The 18645-nt window shown below is 66.2% G+C and carries 17 protein-coding genes; 9 read left to right on the top strand and 8 right to left on the bottom strand.

What is annotated here, in order from left to right; all coding sequences use genetic code 11:
* Positions 1 to 31: 31 nt before the first annotated feature.
* Positions 32 to 175, bottom strand: coding sequence for a hypothetical protein (locus Sa4125_RS05430; RefSeq protein ID WP_224004533.1), 144 nt, complete (start codon positions 173 to 175; stop codon positions 32 to 34).
* 363 nt (positions 176 to 538) lie between these two features.
* Here Sa4125_RS05430 and aceA point away from each other — a divergent pair, with 363 nt between their 5' ends.
* Both aceA and Sa4125_RS05420 read left to right on the top strand, forming a co-directional pair.
* On the top strand, positions 539 to 1840 hold the full coding sequence (gene aceA / locus Sa4125_RS05425) for an isocitrate lyase (protein WP_224004530.1): 1302 nt from the start codon (positions 539 to 541) through the stop codon (positions 1838 to 1840).
* Between the two features lie 48 nt (positions 1841 to 1888).
* Entirely contained in the window at positions 1889 to 2149 is a 261-nt protein-coding gene (locus Sa4125_RS05420; protein ID WP_224004527.1) for a hypothetical protein, read from the top strand.
* 183 nt (positions 2150 to 2332) lie between these two features.
* Here Sa4125_RS05420 and Sa4125_RS05415 read toward each other — a convergent pair whose 3' ends face one another.
* Both Sa4125_RS05415 and Sa4125_RS05410 read right to left on the bottom strand, forming a co-directional pair.
* Positions 2333 to 2533, bottom strand: coding sequence for a BrnA antitoxin family protein (locus Sa4125_RS05415; RefSeq protein WP_267461357.1), 201 nt, complete (start codon positions 2531 to 2533; stop codon positions 2333 to 2335).
* Positions 2534 to 2552: 19 nt separating this feature from the next.
* On the bottom strand, positions 2553 to 2825 hold the full coding sequence (locus Sa4125_RS05410; protein WP_224004521.1) for a BrnT family toxin: 273 nt from the start codon (positions 2823 to 2825) through the stop codon (positions 2553 to 2555).
* Between the two features lie 265 nt (positions 2826 to 3090).
* On the opposite strand from Sa4125_RS05410, the gene Sa4125_RS05405 reads away from it, so the two are divergent.
* The 6 genes from Sa4125_RS05405 (at position 3091) to Sa4125_RS05380 (ending at position 12206) form a co-directional block, all read left to right on the top strand.
* Complete coding sequence (locus tag Sa4125_RS05405) at positions 3091 to 4503, top strand: glutamine synthetase family protein (RefSeq protein ID WP_224004518.1); 1413 nt, start codon at positions 3091 to 3093, stop codon at positions 4501 to 4503.
* On the top strand, positions 4503 to 5783 hold the full coding sequence (locus tag Sa4125_RS05400; RefSeq protein ID WP_224004514.1) for an FAD-binding oxidoreductase: 1281 nt from the start codon (positions 4503 to 4505) through the stop codon (positions 5781 to 5783). Before Sa4125_RS05405 ends, Sa4125_RS05400 begins: the two co-directional genes overlap by 1 nt.
* Before the next feature lie 144 nt (positions 5784 to 5927).
* Positions 5928 to 7406 (top strand): glucose-6-phosphate dehydrogenase, encoded by a 1479-nt coding sequence (gene zwf, locus Sa4125_RS05395; RefSeq protein ID WP_224004511.1) that lies wholly within the window; start codon positions 5928 to 5930, stop codon positions 7404 to 7406.
* An 85-nt stretch (positions 7407 to 7491) separates the two neighbouring features.
* Positions 7492 to 8217, top strand: a complete 726-nt coding sequence (gene pgl, locus Sa4125_RS05390) for a 6-phosphogluconolactonase (protein WP_224004508.1) — start codon at positions 7492 to 7494, stop codon at positions 8215 to 8217.
* Between the two features lie 65 nt (positions 8218 to 8282).
* Complete coding sequence (gene edd, locus Sa4125_RS05385) at positions 8283 to 10103, top strand: phosphogluconate dehydratase (protein WP_224004505.1); 1821 nt, start codon at positions 8283 to 8285, stop codon at positions 10101 to 10103.
* A 132-nt stretch (positions 10104 to 10235) separates the two neighbouring features.
* On the top strand, positions 10236 to 12206 hold the full coding sequence (locus tag Sa4125_RS05380; protein WP_224004502.1) for a nucleoside-diphosphate sugar epimerase/dehydratase: 1971 nt from the start codon (positions 10236 to 10238) through the stop codon (positions 12204 to 12206).
* A gap of 235 nt (positions 12207 to 12441) precedes the next feature.
* On the opposite strand, the gene rpmE is transcribed toward Sa4125_RS05380, so the two are convergent.
* Entirely contained in the window at positions 12442 to 12663 is a 222-nt protein-coding gene (rpmE, locus tag Sa4125_RS05375) for a 50S ribosomal protein L31 (RefSeq protein ID WP_224004499.1), read from the bottom strand.
* A gap of 250 nt (positions 12664 to 12913) precedes the next feature.
* On the opposite strand from rpmE, the gene Sa4125_RS05370 reads away from it, so the two are divergent.
* Positions 12914 to 14719, top strand: coding sequence for an ABC transporter transmembrane domain-containing protein (locus Sa4125_RS05370; protein WP_224004495.1), 1806 nt, complete (start codon positions 12914 to 12916; stop codon positions 14717 to 14719).
* 83 nt (positions 14720 to 14802) lie between these two features.
* Here the strand turns inward: Sa4125_RS05370 and Sa4125_RS05365 are convergent, their stop codons facing one another.
* The 4 genes from Sa4125_RS05365 to efp all read right to left on the bottom strand — a co-directional run bounded on the left by Sa4125_RS05365 (position 14803) and on the right by efp (position 18561).
* Positions 14803 to 15834 carry a peptidoglycan -binding protein gene (locus Sa4125_RS05365; protein WP_224004492.1) on the bottom strand — a complete coding sequence of 344 codons (1032 nt, stop codon included), beginning with the start codon at positions 15832 to 15834 and terminating at the stop codon, positions 14803 to 14805.
* A 2-nt stretch (positions 15835 to 15836) separates the two neighbouring features.
* Positions 15837 to 16883, bottom strand: a complete 1047-nt coding sequence (locus tag Sa4125_RS05360) for a flagellar motor protein MotA (RefSeq protein WP_345944314.1) — start codon at positions 16881 to 16883, stop codon at positions 15837 to 15839.
* Positions 16884 to 17035: 152 nt separating this feature from the next.
* Complete coding sequence (locus Sa4125_RS05355) at positions 17036 to 17851, bottom strand: inositol monophosphatase family protein (RefSeq protein ID WP_224004489.1); 816 nt, start codon at positions 17849 to 17851, stop codon at positions 17036 to 17038.
* A 146-nt stretch (positions 17852 to 17997) separates the two neighbouring features.
* Positions 17998 to 18561, bottom strand: coding sequence for an elongation factor P (gene efp, locus Sa4125_RS05350; protein ID WP_224004486.1), 564 nt, complete (start codon positions 18559 to 18561; stop codon positions 17998 to 18000).
* Positions 18562 to 18645 lie beyond the last annotated feature (84 nt).

The following is an 18645-nucleotide window of genomic DNA, read 5'->3' as shown; positions in this document are numbered from 1 at the left end:
CGTGGCGGCCGCTTCTGGGCGCCGGCTGAACTCAGCTGCGGGTGTCGGTGCCGAAGCGCTTGCGGAAGGCGGGACCGGGTCCGCGCATGTAATGCTCTTCCGGCCGGTAGCCCGAACCAAACGCCGAAGTGACGGCCTTCACGGCCTTGACGATACGAAGCACTGCGACGGCCATGGCCATTCACTCCACGCGACATCCGGCCATCTGCCGGGGTGAAGCGCAAGCATCGCCGAAATGTGTTTAAATTCATGAAGCGGTTCCGCGATTATGCTGCAAAACTATCAACTTGCGCCGAAATCGCGGCGTTGTGGTCGCCCCGCCACACCGCATGCCCCGCGGCATTGTCGCTGCAGAAGTCTGACAGGCTTTTACAAAATGACAATCGCGGCTGTCACAAACGCCGACAAGCCGACCCGAAAGCACGCGAGATCAAGCAGTATCTTCTGTCTGCGGCGCCGGCACCAGCCTATCCAGTGATGGAACGCGATACAGACCGCCGTGTCACATTGCGTAACGGACCGATGGAGAAGAGCCGCGATGACCGATTTTTACAACCTTGTTCCGACAGCGCCTGCCGGCCGCTTCGATCACGTGACCCGCGCCTATTCGGCGGCGGACGTGGAGCGCCTGCGCGGTTCGGTCCAGATCCAGCATACGCTGGCGGAAAACGGCGCCAACCGGCTGTGGCAGCTCCTGCACGAGGAGGATTTCGTCAATTCGCTGGGCGCCATGACCGGCAACCAGGCGATGCAGCAGGTTCGCGCGGGACTGAAGGCGATCTACCTCTCGGGCTGGCAGGTCGCCGCCGATTCCAACACCGCCGGCGCGATGTATCCGGACCAGTCGCTCTATCCGGCCAATGCCGCGCCGGAGCTTTGCCGGCGGATCAACCGGACCCTGCAGCGCGCCGACCAGATCGAGCAGGCGGAAGGCAAGCACTCGGTCGACACCTGGTTCGCGCCGATCGTCGCCGATGCCGAGGCCGGTTTCGGCGGTCCGCTGAACGCCTTCGAGATCATGAAGGCCTTCATCGAGGCGGGCGCGGCAGGCGTCCACTACGAGGATCAGCTGGCGTCGGAAAAGAAATGCGGCCATCTCGGCGGCAAGGTTCTGATCCCGACGCAGGCGCACATCCGCAACCTCACCGCCGCGCGCCTCGCCGCCGACGTCATGGGCGTGCCCTCGCTGGTCATCGCCCGCACCGACGCCGAGGCGGCAAAGCTCCTGACCTCGGACATCGACGAGCGCGATCGGCCCTTTGTCGACTATGACGGCGATCGCACGGCGGAGGGGTTCTACCGCATCCGCAACGGCCTCGAGCCCTGCATCGCCCGCGCCATCGCCTATGCGCCCTATGCCGACCTCATCTGGTGCGAGACGTCCAAGCCCGACCTCGACCAGGCCAGGCGTTTCGCCGAGGCGGTGAAACGCGAGCATCCGCATCAGATGCTGGCCTACAACTGCTCGCCATCCTTCAACTGGAAGAAGCATCTCGACGACGCGACGATCGCCAAGTTCCAGCGGGAGCTCGGCGCCATGGGCTACAAGTTCCAGTTCATCACGCTGGCCGGATTCCACCAGCTGAACTTCGGCATGTTCGAGCTCGCCCGCGGCTACAAGGACCGGCAGATGGCGGCCTATTCCGAGCTGCAGCAAGCCGAATTCGACGCGGAAGCCGTCGGCTATACCGCGACGAAGCATCAGCGCGAGGTCGGCACCGGCTATTTCGACGCCGTGTCGATGGCGATCTCCGGTGGCACCTCGTCGACCACGGCGATGGGCGAATCGACCGAGAGCGCGCAGTTCCGCTCGCCGCCCTCGCTGCAGGCCGCGGAATAGGCGCCCGGCCCGCTCCCACGCATCAACAGACAATCGAGGAGAGAAACGATGAGCGCGATTTCGCTGGAAACGAACCGCCCCCGCACCCGCGTCAAGGAACGCGCCGAGGAGCAGTCCTCGGCCATGGACGAGGCGCAGCAGACGGCGATCCGGATGCTCGCCAACGACCTGCACCGGCTGAACCAGTCGGTGATGAAGGCGGTCGAGGCCGGCGTCTCGGTCGAACTGGTGCGCTCGGCGCGGCATCATTCGGGCAACGGCAACTGGGGGGATCTGCTGATCCCGGTGATCGTCAAGACGAACGGCTGACCGTTTTCGTTCCGGCCCCGCCTCTGGGCGAAGGCTGAAAGGGCCAAAATCCGGAGGGGCGCGCGTCGCTTCGATCGCGCGCCCCTCCGGCCGCGCCTGTCTGGCCTCCGGCCGCGCCTGTCTGGCCTCCGGCCGCGCTTACCTGGCCTCCGGCCGCGCTTACCTGGTGGCCTCCGGCTGTGCCTATTTGGCGGCGATCACCTGTCGCAGAGCGTCGTCGATCCGGGTCTGCCAGCCGGGCCCGCCGGCCTTGAAGTGGTCGATCACCTCCGGGCTCAGCCGCAGCGTGACCTGCCGCTTCGGCGCATCGAGCGGCGGGCGGCCGCGCCGGACCAGAACCTCGCCGTGGTAGAGATCCGCCCGGTCAAAATACGCGTCCGTCAATTCCGGAGCGTCGTCGGGATCAATCCAATCGCTTTCGCCAGCGCTTTTCTTCCTTGGCATGACAATACCTCATCGAAATGATGTGCCGGGTTTCTCCCCGTGGCGTCCACACGACCACGACCATGCGACCGTCGAGAAATCCTGCAGAAATGATGCGGGTCTCACCATAGTCGAAGCGATCGTCCGGGGCAGACGTGAACGCACCATCGAAGACTTCCGACGCGCGGTGAAAATCCAGCCCGCGCTCGCGCAGAGCCTTTTCACGCTTCGCCGGATCGAAGGTGATCTTCATTATTTAATGTAGCTACGTTTAATCCGGGACGTCAATCGGCCCGTGGGCCGGGAAGCGCACTTTGTCGGGGCGTCTTTCCCGCCTCACGCCAAGCGTCTATGCTGGCCGGCAATCGAGTAGCCCGAAAGATTGCATGGCAGACCGCCCCAGAAACGTGAGACCGCCCTTGAGTGCGCGGCCGAAGATCAAACGCGAAAAGCCCAAGCGCGGGTCGAGTGACGGCAGCGCGTCGTCCCTCCAGATGCAGGGACCCTCGAAGCGGGACATGACCCGTTTCCGCCTGAACGAGGAACCACGCCCGACCTTCCTCGACTCCACGCGCGGCGTGCAGTCGATGGCCGAGGCTGCGCAGTGGCTTGCGGTCCGCGGCATCGACGACCTCGAATGCATCACGCCCGACCTTGCCGGCGTTGCCCGCGGCAAGATGATGCCGGCGAAGAAGTTTACCGGCAACACCTCGCTGGCTTTGCCCTCGGCGCTGTTCATGCACACGATTTCCGGCGAGTACCCGGAAGAGACCGGCGAGTTCCGCTATTCGCCGAACGACGGCGACCTGAAGCTGGTGCCTGACCTGTCGACCTTGTCGCTTGTGCCCTGGGAGAGCGATCCGACGGCGCAGATCATCTGCGACCTCGTCGACACGACGGGCGCCGCCGTCGGCTACACTCCCCGCAACGTCTTGAAACGCGTGATGGCGCTCTACGAGAACCGGGGTTGGCAGCCGATCGTGGCGCCCGAGATCGAGTTCTATCTCGTCTCCAAGAACGTCGATCCGGACTATCCGCTGACCCCGCCGACCGGGCGTTCCGGGCGGCAGATTCAGAGCGGCCAGGCCTATTCGATCGGCGGGGTCAACGAATTCGACGAGCTGATCGACGACATCTACCATTTCTCGGAGGCGCAGGGGCTCGAGATCGACACGCTGATCCACGAGGACGGCGCCGCCCAGCTCGAGATCAACCTGCGCCACGGCAATCCGATCGAGCTTGCCGACCAGGTCTTCATGTTCAAGCGGACCATCCGCGAGGCGGCGCTGAAGCACGGGATCTACGCGACCTTCATGGCCAAGCCCATCCAGGGCCAGCCGGGCTCGGCGATGCACATCCACCAGTCGGTGATCGACCAGCGCAGCGGCCAGAACATCTTTTCCGAAGTCGACGGCACGCCCTCGAAGCTGTTCTACAACTTCATCGGCGGGATGCAGCGCTACGTGCCCGCGGCGCTGATCATGATGGCGCCCTATGTGAACTCCTACCGGCGGCTGACCTATGGCATGTCGGCACCGACCAACAACGCCTGGGGCTACGACAACCGGACCACGGCGTTTCGCGTGCCGACCTCGGACGCTTCCGGGCGGCGGGTCGAGAACCGCCTGCCCTCCTCCGACGCCAATCCCTATCTTGCGCTCGCCGCATCGCTCGCCTGCGGCTATCTCGGCATGGCCGAAGGCCTGGAGCCGGATCAGCCGACCGACAAGACGGTGAACGAGGACGGCGTGATCTCGCTGCCGCGCGGCCTCCTCGAAGCGGTCGCGGCGTTCGAGGCCGAGCCGGCCTTCCATGACGTCTTCTCGCGCGATTTCGTCGGCACCTATGCCGGCATCAAGCGGGGCGAGTTCGAGACCTTCATGCAGGTGATCAGCCCCTGGGAACGCGAATTCCTGCTGTTGAGCGTCTGATGGCGGACTACCAGTCGCCGATCTCGCCGGGCCGCTCCTGGTACGAGGATTCCGTCGAGAGGCCGCGTTATCCTCGGCTCGACGGCGACCTCAAGGTCGACGTCCTCGTCGTCGGCGGCGGCTATACCGGCCTTTCCGCGGCGGCCCAGCTTGCCGCACGCGGCGTCAGCGTCGCGGTGCTCGAAGGGCATCGCTTCGGCGACGGGGCGTCCGGGCGCAATGGCGGCCAGCTCAACACCGGGCATCGGCTGTGGACGGGGGATCTCGAACCGACCTACGGATTCGAGCGGACGAAGGCGCTGTTCGATCTCGCCGAAGAGGCGAAAGCCCATCTCCTCGAATTCTCCAGCGTCCACGCCATCGACATCGACTATGCCGAGGGGCAGCTCTCCGTCGCGCACCGGCAGAGGCTGGTGAAGGACTATGCCGAAAACGCCGAGGAACTCGCCACCCGCTACGGCTACCCCCACATCACGCTAATGGACCGGGCCGAGACGCAAGAGCGGCTTGGATCGTCGGCCTATTTCGGCGGCACGCGCGACACCGGCACGGGGCACATCCATCCCCTGAAGCTTCTCGTCGGCACCGCCCGCGTCGCCGCCGAGGCCGGCGCGCAACTCTTCGAGGAGACGCCGGTCGTCTCGCTCACGGGCGTTGGCGGCGTCATCGCCACGACGGCGCGCGGCACCATCCGCGCCGACCGGGCGCTGATCGCCACCAATGCCCATGGCGGCGATCTCAACCGCGAGGCGGCGCGCCATATCATGCCGATCCGCTCCTTCATCGGCGCCACCGCGCCGCTCGAGGAGCCGGATCGCGTGCTGCCGGGCGGTGAGTCCGTCGACGATTCGCGCTTCGTCGTGCGCTATTTCCGCAAGTCTCGCGATGGGCGTCTCCTGTTCGGGGGCCGCGAGGCCTACACGACGGCCGCCGGCGACATGTCACACCACATCCGCCGCCAGATCGCCGAGATCTACCCGCATCTGAGGGACGTGCCGATCACCCATGCCTGGGGCGGATCGGTCGGCATCACCATGGTGCGCATGCCCTATGTCAGGGTCGTCGAGCCCGGCATCACCGCCATCGGCGGCTTTTCCGGGCATGGGGTGATGCTGGCGAACTTTACCGGCCGGCTCTATGCCGACCGGATCACCGGCAACCGCGACCGGCTCGCCGACTTCGAAGCGCTGAAGATCCCGGCTTTTCCGGGCGGCAGGTCTTTGCGCCACCCGCTCCTGTTCCTCGCCATGACCTGGTATTCCCTGCGGGATCGGCTGTGACGGCGTCAGGAGAGCTTGGCGCGAGGCTTGCCATGCATAAGAGATACGCTCCGGAAGGTTCGATCCACTGGAGTTTTTCAATCGATTAGACTAATCGGTTTCGATTAGCATATCGCAGCGCGAAAGCCGCTGGGAAAGGCCTTGATGTCCAGCCAGATCATTCCGGTCGAGATTTTCGACTACATCGTCTTCGGTGGAAACGGCGACCTCGCCGAGCGCAAGCTCCTGCCGGCGCTCTATCACCGTGACCATGACGGGCAGATCCCGGCGGAGTCGCGGATCATCGGCGCCTCCCGAACCTACATCTCCGACGAGGACTATCGCGCCTTCGCCCGGAACGCGATCGAGGCCTATGTGAAGCCGGAGGATCGCGACTCCGAATCAGTCGACCGCTTTCTCTCGCGTCTGCATTATCGCGAGGTCGATGCCCGTTCCGACACCGGCTGGGATGCTCTCAAGGGCCTGCTCGACGAGGTCGGCACCAACCGCATCCGCGCGTTCTATCTCGCCGTCGGCCCGTCATTGTTTGCCGACCTCGCCAGCAAGATCGCGGAAAAGGGTCTGGCCAACGAGAAGACCCGCCTCGTCGTCGAAAAGCCGGTCGGGCGCGATCTGGAATCGGCGCGGGCGCTGAACGACACGATCGGCCGGCATTTCCGCGAGGAGCAGGTCTTCCGCATCGACCACTATCTCGGCAAGGAGACCGTGCAGAACCTGATGGCGCTGCGCTTTGCCAACATGCTGTACGAGCCGGTGTGGAAGTCGGGATATATCGACCACGTTCAGATCACGGTGGCCGAGGAGGTCGGACTGGAGGGACGGACCAGCTACTACGACAAGGCCGGCGCGCTGCGCGACATGGTGCAGAACCATATGCTGCAGCTGCTTTGCCTCGTCGCGCTGGAGCCGCCCTCGGCGATGAATGCCGACGCCTTGCGGGACGAGAAGCTGAAGGTTCTGCGCGCGCTTCGCCCGATCGGCACCGGCAACGTCGAGCAGCGGACGGTACGCGGCCAGTACAAGGCCGGTGCCTCCAAAGGCGCGGCGGTGAAGGGCTATATCGACGACCTGAACGACGGCGACAGCGATACCGAGACCTTCGTCGCGCTGAAGGTCGAGATCGAGAACTGGCGCTGGGCCGGCGTGCCCTTCTACCTCAGGACCGGCAAGCGCCTGTCGCAGCGCATGTCGGAGATCATCGTCACCTTCCGGCCGATCCCCCACTCGATCTTCGACGCCAGTGCCGGCAATGTGCAGCAGAACCAGCTGGTGATGCGGCTGCAGCCGGACGAGGGTGTCAAGCAGTGGCTGATGATCAAGGATCCGGGCCCCGGCGGCATGCGTCTCCGGCACGTGCCTCTCGACATGAGCTTCGCCGCGTCCTTCCAGACCCGCAATCCCGACGCCTACGAGCGCCTCCTGATGGACGTGATCCGCGGCAACCAGACGCTGTTCATGCGCCGCGACGAGGTCGAGGCGGCGTGGGAATGGGTCGACCCCATCCTCAACGCCTGGGCCGACAAGGGATTGAAGCCGCAGGGCTACACCGCCGGCACCTGGGGCCCCTCCTCGTCGATCGCCCTCATCGAGCGCGACGGGCGGACCTGGCACGAGCCGGAATAGCGACCGCGCGGGTCCCTCCCGCGGGAGGTGCTTGGCAGAGAGATTCCCGGCACCATGCCGGGCCCGACACTGGAAGGAGAGCGCCGTGCTGCATCGCTACGGGTCGAGGGAGGCGCTGGCGGAAGCCCTGGCGACCGGCGTCGCTGCGGTGCTGGCCGGAGGAATCGCCATCAACGGCTCGGCAAGCCTTGCCGTTTCGGGTGGATCGACGCCTGAGCTTTTTCTCCAGAAGCTCTCGGCGATCGATCTGGACTGGTCCGCCGTCACGGTCACGCTCGTCGACGAGCGGTGGGTCGGCGAAGACCACGCGCGCTCCAATGCCGGGTTTCTGCGCCGGCATTTCCTGAAGGGTCCGGCCGCCGCCGCGCATTTCGAACCGCTCTACGAAGCCGCGGAAGCCCCGGAGGATGTCGAGGAGACCCTCTGCGCGCGGCTGGGCGGGCTGGGACGGCCCTTCGACGTCGTCGTCCTCGGCATGGGGACCGATGGGCATACCGCCTCCTTCTTTCCCGGGGGCGATACGCTCGCCACCGCCATCGATCCGACCAATCCGAAGTCTATCGCCATCATGCGCGCGCCCGGCGCCGGCGAGCCGCGGGTGACGCTGACCCTGTCGCGCCTCATCGATGCCCGCCTGCTGGTGCTTCATGTCGAGGGAGCGGAAAAACTCGGCGTGCTCGAGGCGGCGCAAAGTCCGGGATCGGAACTCGACCTGCCGATTCGCGCCGTGTTGCGCGCGCCCCGCGAACGGCCGCTGGAGATTTTCTGGGCCCCGCTCGCGACCGATGCGGCCCCTGTCGCGACCGACTGAGCCTTCGAACGACGAGACGGTCCTCTCCCGACAGGACCGCCTCTCACCCGACAAAGGATGACCCAATGACCGTAGACCGTCGCATCGACGAGATCACCGACCGGATTCGCGAGCGCTCGCGCCCGACCCGTGACCTCTATCTCAGCCGCATCCGCGCCAAGGGCGCGGCCGGGCCGAAGCGCTCGACGCTGTCCTGCGGCAATCTCGCGCATGGATTTGCCGCCTGCGGACCGACCGACAAGGAGCGCCTGTCCGGCACCCAGACGCCCAATCTCGGCATCATCACCGCCTACAACGACATGCTCTCGGCCCATCAGCCCTTCGAGCGCTATCCCGAACTCATCCGCGCGGCAGCGCGCGAGGTCGGCGGCACGGCGCAGGTCGCCGGCGGCGTTCCGGCGATGTGCGACGGCGTCACGCAGGGACAGGCCGGCATGGAGCTCAGCCTGTTTTCGCGCGACGTCATCGCCATGTCGGCGGCCGTCGGCCTCAGCCACGACATGTTCGATTCCGTCGTATATCTCGGCGTCTGCGACAAGATCGTGCCCGGTCTCGTCATCGCCGCCCTCACCTTCGGCCACCTGCCGGCGATCTTCGTGCCGGCGGGACCGATGACCACGGGCCTGCCGAACGACGAGAAGGCGCGGATCCGCCAGCTCTATGCAGAGGGGAAGGTCGGCCGTCCGGAGCTCCTGGAATCGGAATCCAAATCCTATCATGGGCCGGGCACCTGTACGTTCTACGGCACCGCCAATTCCAACCAGATGCTGATGGAGATCATGGGCCTGCACACGCCGGGCTCCTCCTTCATCAACCCGAACACGCCGCTGCGCGACGCCCTGACCAAGGAAGCGACGAAGCGCGCGCTGGCGATCACGGCCCTCGGCAACGAGTACACGCCGGCCGGCCTCGTCGTCGACGAGCGCGCCGTGGTGAACGGCGTCGTCGGCCTGCACGCCACCGGCGGCTCGACCAACCATACGCTGCATCTCCTCGCGATGGCGGCGGCGGCCGGCATCCAGCTGACCTGGCAGGACATTTCCGACCTCTCGGACGCGACGCCGCTGCTCGCCCGCGTCTATCCCAACGGGCTGTCGGACGTGAACCATTTCAACGCTGCCGGCGGCATGGGTTTCCTCATCCGCGAACTGCTCGACCGCGGCCTCCTCCACGACGACGTCCGCACGGCCTGGGGCGCGGGCCTCAGGCCCTATGCGATCGAGGCGAAGCTCGCCGCGGACGGCCAATCCGTCATTCGCCAGCCGGCACCGCCGGAGAGCGGCGATCCCATGGTCCTGACGACCGGCGACAAGCCCTTCTCAGCCAATGGCGGCCTGCGCATGCTCCAGGGCAATATCGGCCACGCCGTGATCAAGGTTTCCGCCGTCAAGCCGGAGCGTCGCCTCGTCGAGGCGCCGGCAAAAATCTTCCACACCCAGGGCGAGCTCTCGGCGGCCTTTCAGGCCGGCACGCTGACCGGAGACTTCATCGCCGTGGTGCGCTTCCAGGGCCCGCAGTCGAACGGCATGCCCGAACTGCACAACCTGACGCCCTTCCTCGGCATTCTCCTTGACCGCGGCCAGAAGGTGGCCCTCGTCACCGACGGGCGCATGTCGGGTGCCTCCGGCAAGGTCCCGGCGGCCATTCACGTGACGCCGGAGGCCAAGGCCGGCGGGATGATCGGCAAGATCCGCGAGGGCGACATGATCCGCCTCGATGGCGATGCCGGCACGCTGGAGCTCCTCGTCGACCCAGCCGAGCTCGCCATGCGCCAGACCGCCGAAGTCGACCTCAGCGGCAACGAGTTCGGCATCGGCCGCGAGCTGTTCGCGCCGTTCCGTCTCGCCGTGGGTGCTGCCAATTCCGGAGCGAGCGTGTTTGGCTAGGACACCAGGCAAGGCAACCCGGCCGAGCAAAGTCGGCAACCCGCCCGCATCTTACGTCTAAAGGCTGATGGTGATATGAATTCATGCTCACGGCCCCGTGGGGCAAGCCCGATTCTGACGTAAGGGTAGCCGATGCTGGTTCAAATGCTGCGGCTTCTTTCGCGTGTGCCAAGGACCTCGCTGCGGTCCCTGGGTGTCGTTCACGACGTCGTCGCCGTTGCCCTCTCCTTCACGCTTGCTCTGGGCCTGGCCTGGGGCATCGAGCCGTTGCTGACGATGTGGCAGCTCTGGGCGATGACGGCTGCCTTCACCTGCCTCAGCGCCGCGCTGTTCCCCCTGTTCTCCCTCAACCGCGGCGCCTGGCGCTACGCATCGCTGCTGGACGTGCTGTCGATCGTCAAGGCTGTCACGGTCGTCTGCGTGATCTTCCTGCTCGGGAATTTCCTGCTGTTCCGGGGTGCGTATCTGCCGCGGTCGACCATGGTGATTGCATGGTTCGTGATGATCGTCGCTCTCGGCGGACCGCGCCTTGCCTATCGGCTCTACAAGGAAAAAGGCACCTTCCGCATCGACGACCGAGAGGAATCGGCCGGCGGCCACTATGACAACGTGCTCCTGTTTGGCTTCAACGACCAGGCTGACCTCTTCATCCGCAACCAGCGTCGCGGCCACCTGCGCAACCGCATCATCGGAATCATCGACGAGCGGCCGAAGAACCGTCGGCGGCAGTTGCACGGGACGAGCGTCCTCGGCGCGCTGCGGGACCTCGGTACGATCGTCGACCGGGCGGTACTGGCGGCGACGCCGATCACGCAGATCATCGTGACGGCGTCCGATGTGTCTGCGGCGGATCTGGCGATGGTTGTCGAGCGCGCCGCCCCCTTGCGCATCTCGGTCAAGCGCCTGCCCAACATCGCGCAGACCGGTGCCGTCGACGTCGGGGCTCCCATCGAGCCGCTGCCGCTGTCGCTTGCCGACCTTCTGGGACGAAAAGAGATCAATCTCGACATCCGCGATGTGGCCAAGCTCATCAACGACAGATGCGTTCTCGTCACCGGCGCCGGCGGCTCGATCGGCAGCGAGCTCGTCCGCCAGATCGCCCAGTTCGCGCCGAGAACGCTGGTCCTCATCGACAACAGCGAGTTCAACCTCTACTCGATCACGCGCCAGATCGCCGAATGCGCCCCGTCCATCACCACGGTCTCGCGAATCGTCGACGTTCGGCAGAACGATCGCTTGCGCCGGGTCTTCGAACGCTACCAGCCCGACGTGATCTTCCACGCAGCGGCGCTGAAGCACGTCCCGATCGTCGAGGAAAACCCGCTCGAGGGCATCGAGACCAACCTCATCGGCACGCGCAACGTCGCCGACGCGGCCCTTCACGTCGGGGCCGTCGCCATGGTCATGGTGTCGACGGACAAGGCCGTCAGTCCGACGAACATCATGGGCGCGACGAAGCGCGCCGCGGAGGCCTACTGCCAGTCGCTCGATCTGTCGCGTTCCGGCACGCGGTTCCTCACCGTGCGGTTTGGCAATGTGCTGGGATCGACGGGGTCCGTCGTGCCCCTGTTCCAGGCACAGATCGCGCGTGGCGGCCCGCTGACGGTCACCCATCCCAATATCACCCGCTATTTCATGACCATCCCCGAAGCCTCCCGCCTCATTCTGCACGCGGCGGGTCATGGCGTCTCGGATCGTTCCGCCGAGGGGCAGATCTTCGTTCTCGACATGGGCGAGCCTATCCGCATCACCGAACTTGCCGAACGACTGATCCAGTTGGCCGGGCTGCAGCCCCATGTCGACATCAAGATCGAGTATGTCGGCCTGCGCAAGGGCGAGAAGCTCTACGAGGAACTCTTCAGTTCGGGCGAGGCCGTCGAAGATACCGGCAAGGCCGGACTGCTGGTGGCCCGGACCCGTGTCAGCGATCCAGCACTCCTGCGGCGCAATCTCGATGCGATCGCGGTGGCCACGGCGAACGGCGACGCGGAGCGAGCGGTGGAATTGTTGCGCCACATCGTCCCGGAATACAGCCGGCCCTTGCGCGACACGCTGCCAATCTCGCCGTTGCAGATCTCGGCGCCGGAGATGGGCGACCGCTGACCCCACTTTCGATCCAAAGATCGATCGGATAGCGCCCGGCCCCGTGTCGGGCGTGCCGGCGGCATGACGAACTGCAGGACCGCCCATCGCTATCGCGCCAACGCCGCACGGGACTCGCGACCGTCGAGCGCACCGCATTCAAGGGGCGAGGGGCGTCGTTTCTACCCGCATGCAGCAGACATGAAAAAGCCCGACGAGACGCCGGGCTTCTTCATGTCGAAAAGGACGCTGGCAATCAGATGCCGAGGCCTTCGTACCGCTTCTTGAAGCGCGAGACACGGCCGCCACGGTCCATCAGCTGCTGGTTGCCGCCGGTCCAGGCAGGGTGGCTGGTCGGGTCGATGTCGAGGTTCATCCGGTCGCCTTCCTTGCCCCAGGTCGAGCGGGTCATGTACTCGGTGCCGTTCGTCATCACGACCGTGATCGCGTGGTATTCGGGATGAATCTTCTCTCTCATCGGTCTTCCGTCCTGTTGCCCATGCGCCTTCGGCGCTTCGGTGCGTCCCGGCGATCGTCGCGCCCAGTGTGACAAAAGCGGCCAGAAACCGCGGGATCGCTTTCAAATTCGATGGTGGGCCTATACATCAGGCCCCAGCACGGCACAAGGGCCGCCGGTTTTTACCCCTCGTGGGATGCCGGCCCTCCGCTTCGGTGAGATCGTCCGACGGACGTTCGCCACCGCGCCCGCCAGACTGCAGGAGTTGCATGTGACGACTGAACCATCACGCCCGTCGAGCGACGCACGACGGCGCGGCAATCTCCAGCCGCTGGTGCAGCTCCTGCCCTATCTCACACGTCAGAAGCGGCTGATCGCCTGCGCCCTGTCGTTCCTGGTGCTCGCCGCCGCCACGACCCTGTCCTTGCCGGTCGCCGTGCGCCGCGTCATCGACAAGGGGTTCACGGCTGCCGACAGCGGCTTCATCGATACGTATTTCGGCATGCTCATGATCCTGGCGGTCGTTCTCGCGCTCGCCAGTGCCGGCCGCTACTACTTCGTCATCACCCTCGGCGAGCGCGTCGTGGCTGATCTGCGCAAGGACGTCTTCCGTCATGTCGTGCGCCTTTCGCCCGGATTCTACGATCGCAACCAGTCGGGCGAGATCGTCTCGCGGCTGACGGCCGACACGACGCAGATCAAGTCGACCGTCGGCGCCACCGCCTCGGTCGCGCTGCGCAACCTCATTCTCTTCGTCGGCGCCGTGGCGATGATGGCGGTGACGAGTCCCAGCCTGTCGACGATCGTGATCGGCGCCATTCCCCTGATCGTCATCCCGCTCGTGGCCTTCGGGCGGTCCGTGCGGCGGCGGTCGCGCCTCGCGCAGGATATGCTGGCGGCCGCGAGCGCCTATGCCGGCGAGGCGATCAGCGCGGTACGCACCGTCCAGGCCTTCACCAGCGAGGACACGGCCACGCGCCGCTTCGGTACGGCGGTCGACAGCGCCTTCAACGCGGCACGCTCCTCGGTGGTGGCGCGGTCCTTTCTGACGGCCCTTGCCATCTTCCTGATCACCGCTTCCATCGTCGCCGTGCTCTGGGTCGGCGCCCAGCGCGTCATCGACGGGACGATGACCGGCGGCACGCTCGGCCAGTTTCTCCTGTATGCGGTGTTCGCCGCCGGATCCCTCGGCTCGCTGTCCGAGGTCTGGGGCGAGCTGTCGCAGGCTGCAGGCGCGGCCGAGCGTCTCGGCGAGCTCCTGGCGGAACAGTCGGCGGTCGCTTCCCCCGTCACGCCGCTCCTGCTGCCGCGCCCGGCGCAAGGCGCCGTCCGCTTCGAGAAGGTGACCTTTGCCTATCCGACACAGAGCGAGCGCTCGACGGTGCACGATCTGTCCTTCGACATCCGGCCGGGCGAGACGGTCGCGATCGTCGGGCCGTCCGGTGCCGGCAAGTCGACCATCTTCGGGCTGATCGAGCGATTCTACGATCCGACCGAGGGCCGCATCCTCGTCGACGGCGTCGACATCGCCAAGGTGGATCTCGAGGCCCTGCGCTCGCGCATCGCCCTCGTGCCGCAGGATGTCACCGTCTTCGCCGCCTCCGTCGCCGAAAACATCTCCTTCGGCGAGGCTTCGGCCGATATCGAGGCGATCCGGCTGGCGGCCCGGGACGCTCTCGCCGAGGACTTCATCGGCCAGATGTCCGATGGCTTCGACAGCCAGATCGGCGAGCGCGGGGTCACCCTGTCGGGCGGCCAGCGCCAGCGCATCGCCATTGCCCGGGCGATCCTGCGCGACGCGCCGATTCTTCTGCTCGACGAGGCGACCTCGGCGCTCGATGCGGAAAGCGAGGGGCTGGTGCAGAAGGCGCTGGACCGGCTGATGGTCGGGCGCACGACACTCGTCATCGCCCATCGCCTCGCGACCGTCCTCAAGGCCGACAGAATCCTCGTGATCGATGGCGGACGGATCGTCGAGGAGGGAACGCACCGGTCACTGATCGCCGCGGGTGGCCTCTACGCCCGGCTGGCCCGCCTGCAATTCGAGACAAGCGACTTGATGCGCGCGGCGGAATAGGCCGCCCAGCTTCTTCGCGCCCGCTCGCGGCCCGCGCGCGGCACCCCTTGTGTCGCCGGCGGCGACAGCAAAGCGGCAGCCGATCAGCGCTCGGTCAGCTTCAGCTCGATGCGGCGGTTCCGGTCCCGCGCTTGCTGCGTGTTCTCCGCGTCGATCGGCTGGAATTCGCCGAACCCGGCGGCCGCCATGCGGTTGGCGGGGGCGCCCTGGCTGACCAGATACTTCACGACCGAGGCGGCGCGACTTGTCGAGAGCTGCCAGTTGTCGGCAAACCGGCCCGTGCCACTGAGCGGGATGTTGTCGGTATGGCCGTCGACGCGAATGATCCAGTTGATGTCCGAGGGAATTTCGCGCGCGAGCTCGATGATGGCCTCGGCAAGCTTTTTCATCTCGGTCTCGCCCGCAGCCTGCAGCACGTCCGATCCGGACGGAAAGAGGACCTCGGACTGGAAGACGAATCGGTCGCCGACGATGCGGATGTTCTCACGGTCGGACAGGATCTCCCGCAGACGTCCAAAGAAGTCCGAGCGATAGCGCGACAGTTCCTGGACGCGCTGGGCGAGCGCCACGTTGAGGCGGCTGCCGAGATCGGCGATGCGGGTCTGACTCTCCCTGTCGCGATTCTCCGACGCGTCGAGCGCGGTCTCGAGCGCCGCGATCTGCTGGCGCAGGGCCGTCAGCTGCTGGTTCAGGAGTTCGACCTGCGCCACCGCGCGCTGCGAGATCTGTCGCTGGTCGGACAGCGCCGTCTCGAGGCCGCCGGCCCGCGCATTGGCCTCGGCCGCAGCGCCCCCGCCCTCGGCCAGCGTCTGCTGCAAGCGCGACCGCTCGGTCTCGGAAGATTGCAGCGAAGCCTGCAGGGACGCGATCTGGTCCTGGAAATCCTGGCCCGTGGTGCGCTCCAGCGAGAGGAGCTGCGTCAGCTCGTTGATCTGCGAGTTCAGCCGGTCGAGAACGGTGTCGCGCCCGGAGATCTCGCGGCTGAGAAGGAACTGCGCCAGGACGAAGACCGACAGCAGGAACATGATGGCCAGAAGCAGCGTCGACAGCGCGTCGACGAAGCCCGGCCAGTAATCGACCGTGCGCTGCGTCCGGCGGCCCCGCGACAGTGCCATGGCTACTTCCCGTCCCGTCCGGTTCCGATCGCCTTCGACAGCCGGTCGAGCACGTTGCGCAGTTCGCGCTGCTCACCGGCCTGAGTCTCGACGAAGTCGCGCAGCATCTGCTGCTCGGAGCGCATGTGCTGGACGAGGCCCTGGATGCTTTCCGCAAGGCTTGCCATCGCCGCGGTGGTGCGCGGGCTCGCCGTCTGGTCCTGCACCAGCTTGTTGAGCTTGTCCGAAAGAAGCCGGATCTCTTCGCCGCCGGTGCCGATCAGCGTCGAGCCCGTGGACGGCGGCAGCAGCATGTCGGCGCCGACATCTGTCACCGACGACAGCCAGTTCTCGAACTCGGTGTAGAAACGGTTCTGTGCCCGGCCGACCTGCAGATCGAGGAAACCGAGGACCAGCGAGCCGGACAGGCCGAAGAGCGAGGACGAGAAGGCGGTGCCCATGCCCTGGAGAGGGGCGGCAAGGCCCGCTTTCAGCGAATCGAGGACGCTCGCCGCGTCGCCGCCGCCCGGGTCCAGCGTCTGGATGGTGTTGCCGATCGAGCCGATGGTCCCGAGGAGGCCCCAGAAGGTGCCGAGGAGGCCGAGGAAGACGAGGAGGCCGATGAGGTAGCGGGCGATGTCCCGCGTCTCGTCGAGACGCGTGGCGACCGAATCCAGCACCGCCGTCATCGACTGGGTGGTGAGGGCAAGCTGGCGGCGGCGGCCGATCATCGCCCGCATCGGCGCGAGGAGCACCGGCGAGGGCATCGTCTCGAACTCGCTCGAGCCGTCGCGATAGGCGTTCACCCAGCGAACTTCACGCGCCAGCCGGATCACCTGCATCAGCGAGAGCAGGATGCCGATGGCGAGAACGCCGAGAATCAGCCCGTTCAGTCCGGGATTGGTGACGAAGGCCGCCTGGACCTGGCGCGACAGGATCGCCGCGACGAAGCCGACCAGCGCCAGGAAGACCAGCATCGACCACAGGAAGACCATGGGACTGGCGAGGTTCTCCGAACCGATCCCTTCTGTCTGCGGCGTGGTGTCCTTGGGAGAACTGAAGACCTGCATTCCGCTTCCGACTATCCTGAGAGGGCTCTGGCGCCTGGGCCGCAGCCTAGCGGACATTGCCGCAATGGGAAACGTCGCATGTTCAGCTTAGCGTCGGCCCGACTGCGTCGAACCAGCAGCGGACCGAATGTCTCAGTCTTGCGCAGGTTATGTCAGGTGCGCGTGCCGCGATAGGCGGTGTCGGCGATCTTCAGCTGCGCCACCAAGGCTTTGTGCATGTATTCGTTGCCGCAGGCGACCTCGCCCGAGACATGGTCGAACTTCGCGCCGTCGATGCCGGTGACGAAGCCGCCGGCCTCGCGGATGAGGATCGCGCCGGCCGCGACGTCCCAGGGCGACAGGCCGCGCTCCCAGAATCCGTCGAAGCGCCCCGCGGCGACATAGGCGAGGTCGAGCGAGGCCGCGCCCATGCGGCGGATGCCGGCGGTCTCGGCCATCATGTGGCGCATCTCGTACAGGAAGCGGGCGTGGTCGCCCTTGCCGAGGAAGGGCGCGCCGGCGCCGATCAGCGCCTCGGGCAGCTTCTGGCGGGCCGCGACGCGGATGCGGCGATCGTTGAGGAAGGCGCCGCCGCCCTTCTCGGCCGAATAGAGCTCGTCGCTCGCGGGATTGAAGACGACGCCGGCGACGATCTCGCCGTCGCGCTCGAGCGCGATCGAGACGGCGAACATCGGGACGCCGTGCAGGAAGTTGGTGGTGCCGTCGAGCGGATCGACGATCCAGCGGTGCTGGCTGTCCTTGCCCTCGATGGCGCCGCGCTCCTCCATCAGGAAGCCCCAGTCGGGCCGGACGCGCGACAGTTCCTGGAAGACGATCTCCTCGGCATTGCGGTCGGCGTTGGAGACGAAGTCGGCCGGGCCCTTCATCGAGACCTGAAGGTTCTGCACCTCGCCGAAATCGCGCGTCAGCGAGCGGCCCGCCTTCATCGCGGTCTGCGTCATCACGTTGAGAAGCGGCGAACGGGCCATGGTCGTACCTTCAAATCTTCAAGGGCGGCACCGCGTCACGCGGACCGCCCAGACAAATCCCGAAAGGCGGCACCGCAGCGAGCGGGCCACCTCGAAGCGTCACCTGTCAGGGCCTGGCAACCGCAGACCCGCGGTGCCCCGGCGCCTCAGTCGGCGCGCCGGACGTAGGTGATCTCGTTGGTGTCGACGACGATCCGCTCGCCGGCATCGATGAAGGGCGGGACCATCACGCGGATGCCGTTCTCCATCACAGCCGGCTTGTAGGAAGAACTCGCCGACTGACCCTTGACCACCGGATCGGCCTCGGTGATCAGCAGCGTCACCTGGTCGGGCAGCGCGATGCCGATCGCGCGCTCCTCGTGCATCTTCACCGTGACCTTCATGCCGTCCTGCAGGAAGGCGGCACGGTCGCCGACGAAATCCTTCTGCAGCTCGAGCTGCTCGTAGCTCTCGATGTCCATGAAGACGAGGGACTCGCCCTCGGCATAGAGAAAGGTGAAGTCCTTCATCTCCAGGCGAATGCGCTCGACCGTCTCGGCGGCCCGAAAGCGCTCGTTGAGCTTCGTGCCGTCGATGAGGTTCTTCAGCTCGACCTGGTTGAAGGCGCCGCCCTTGCCCGGCTTCACATGCGCGGTCCGGACGGCCGCCCAGAGGCCGCCGGCATGCTCGACCACGTCGCCGGGACGGATTTCGTTGCCGTTGATCTTCATCTTTGCACTCGAATGATGGCGGCCTGCCGGGCCTTCGCGGCTGAAGACCATAAAAATCCGGGTCGTTCAAGTCCGCGCCCGGCC

It is taken from the genome of Aureimonas sp. SA4125, assembly GCF_019973775.1.
GTDB lineage: Bacteria > Pseudomonadota > Alphaproteobacteria > Rhizobiales > Rhizobiaceae > Plantimonas.
The sequence above is the reverse complement of the archived record's forward strand: the minus strand, read 5'-3'. Positions and strand labels throughout refer to the sequence as shown.

Excerpts from the sequence above, each read along its gene's own strand:
- Sa4125_RS05430 (WP_224004533.1), bottom strand. The coding sequence starts at position 175 with ATGGCCGTCGCAGTGCTTCGTATCGTCAAGGCCGTGAAGGCCGTCACT.
- aceA (WP_224004530.1), top strand. The coding sequence starts at position 539 with ATGACCGATTTTTACAACCTTGTTCCGACAGCGCCTGCCGGCCGCTTC.
- Sa4125_RS05420 (WP_224004527.1), top strand. The coding sequence starts at position 1,889 with ATGAGCGCGATTTCGCTGGAAACGAACCGCCCCCGCACCCGCGTCAAG.
- Sa4125_RS05410 (WP_224004521.1), bottom strand. The coding sequence starts at position 2,825 with ATGAAGATCACCTTCGATCCGGCGAAGCGTGAAAAGGCTCTGCGCGAG.
- Sa4125_RS05405 (WP_224004518.1), top strand. The coding sequence starts at position 3,091 with ATGACCCGTTTCCGCCTGAACGAGGAACCACGCCCGACCTTCCTCGAC.
- Sa4125_RS05400 (WP_224004514.1), top strand. The coding sequence starts at position 4,503 with ATGGCGGACTACCAGTCGCCGATCTCGCCGGGCCGCTCCTGGTACGAG.
- zwf (WP_224004511.1), top strand. The coding sequence starts at position 5,928 with ATGTCCAGCCAGATCATTCCGGTCGAGATTTTCGACTACATCGTCTTC.
- edd (WP_224004505.1), top strand. The coding sequence starts at position 8,283 with ATGACCGTAGACCGTCGCATCGACGAGATCACCGACCGGATTCGCGAG.
- Sa4125_RS05380 (WP_224004502.1), top strand. The coding sequence starts at position 10,236 with ATGCTGGTTCAAATGCTGCGGCTTCTTTCGCGTGTGCCAAGGACCTCG.
- rpmE (WP_224004499.1), bottom strand. The coding sequence starts at position 12,663 with ATGAGAGAGAAGATTCATCCCGAATACCACGCGATCACGGTCGTGATG.
- Sa4125_RS05365 (WP_224004492.1), bottom strand. The coding sequence starts at position 15,834 with ATGGCACTGTCGCGGGGCCGCCGGACGCAGCGCACGGTCGATTACTGG.
- Sa4125_RS05360 (WP_345944314.1), bottom strand. The coding sequence starts at position 16,883 with ATGCAGGTCTTCAGTTCTCCCAAGGACACCACGCCGCAGACAGAAGGG.
- Sa4125_RS05355 (WP_224004489.1), bottom strand. The coding sequence starts at position 17,851 with ATGGCCCGTTCGCCGCTTCTCAACGTGATGACGCAGACCGCGATGAAG.
- efp (WP_224004486.1), bottom strand. The coding sequence starts at position 18,561 with ATGAAGATCAACGGCAACGAAATCCGTCCCGGCGACGTGGTCGAGCAT.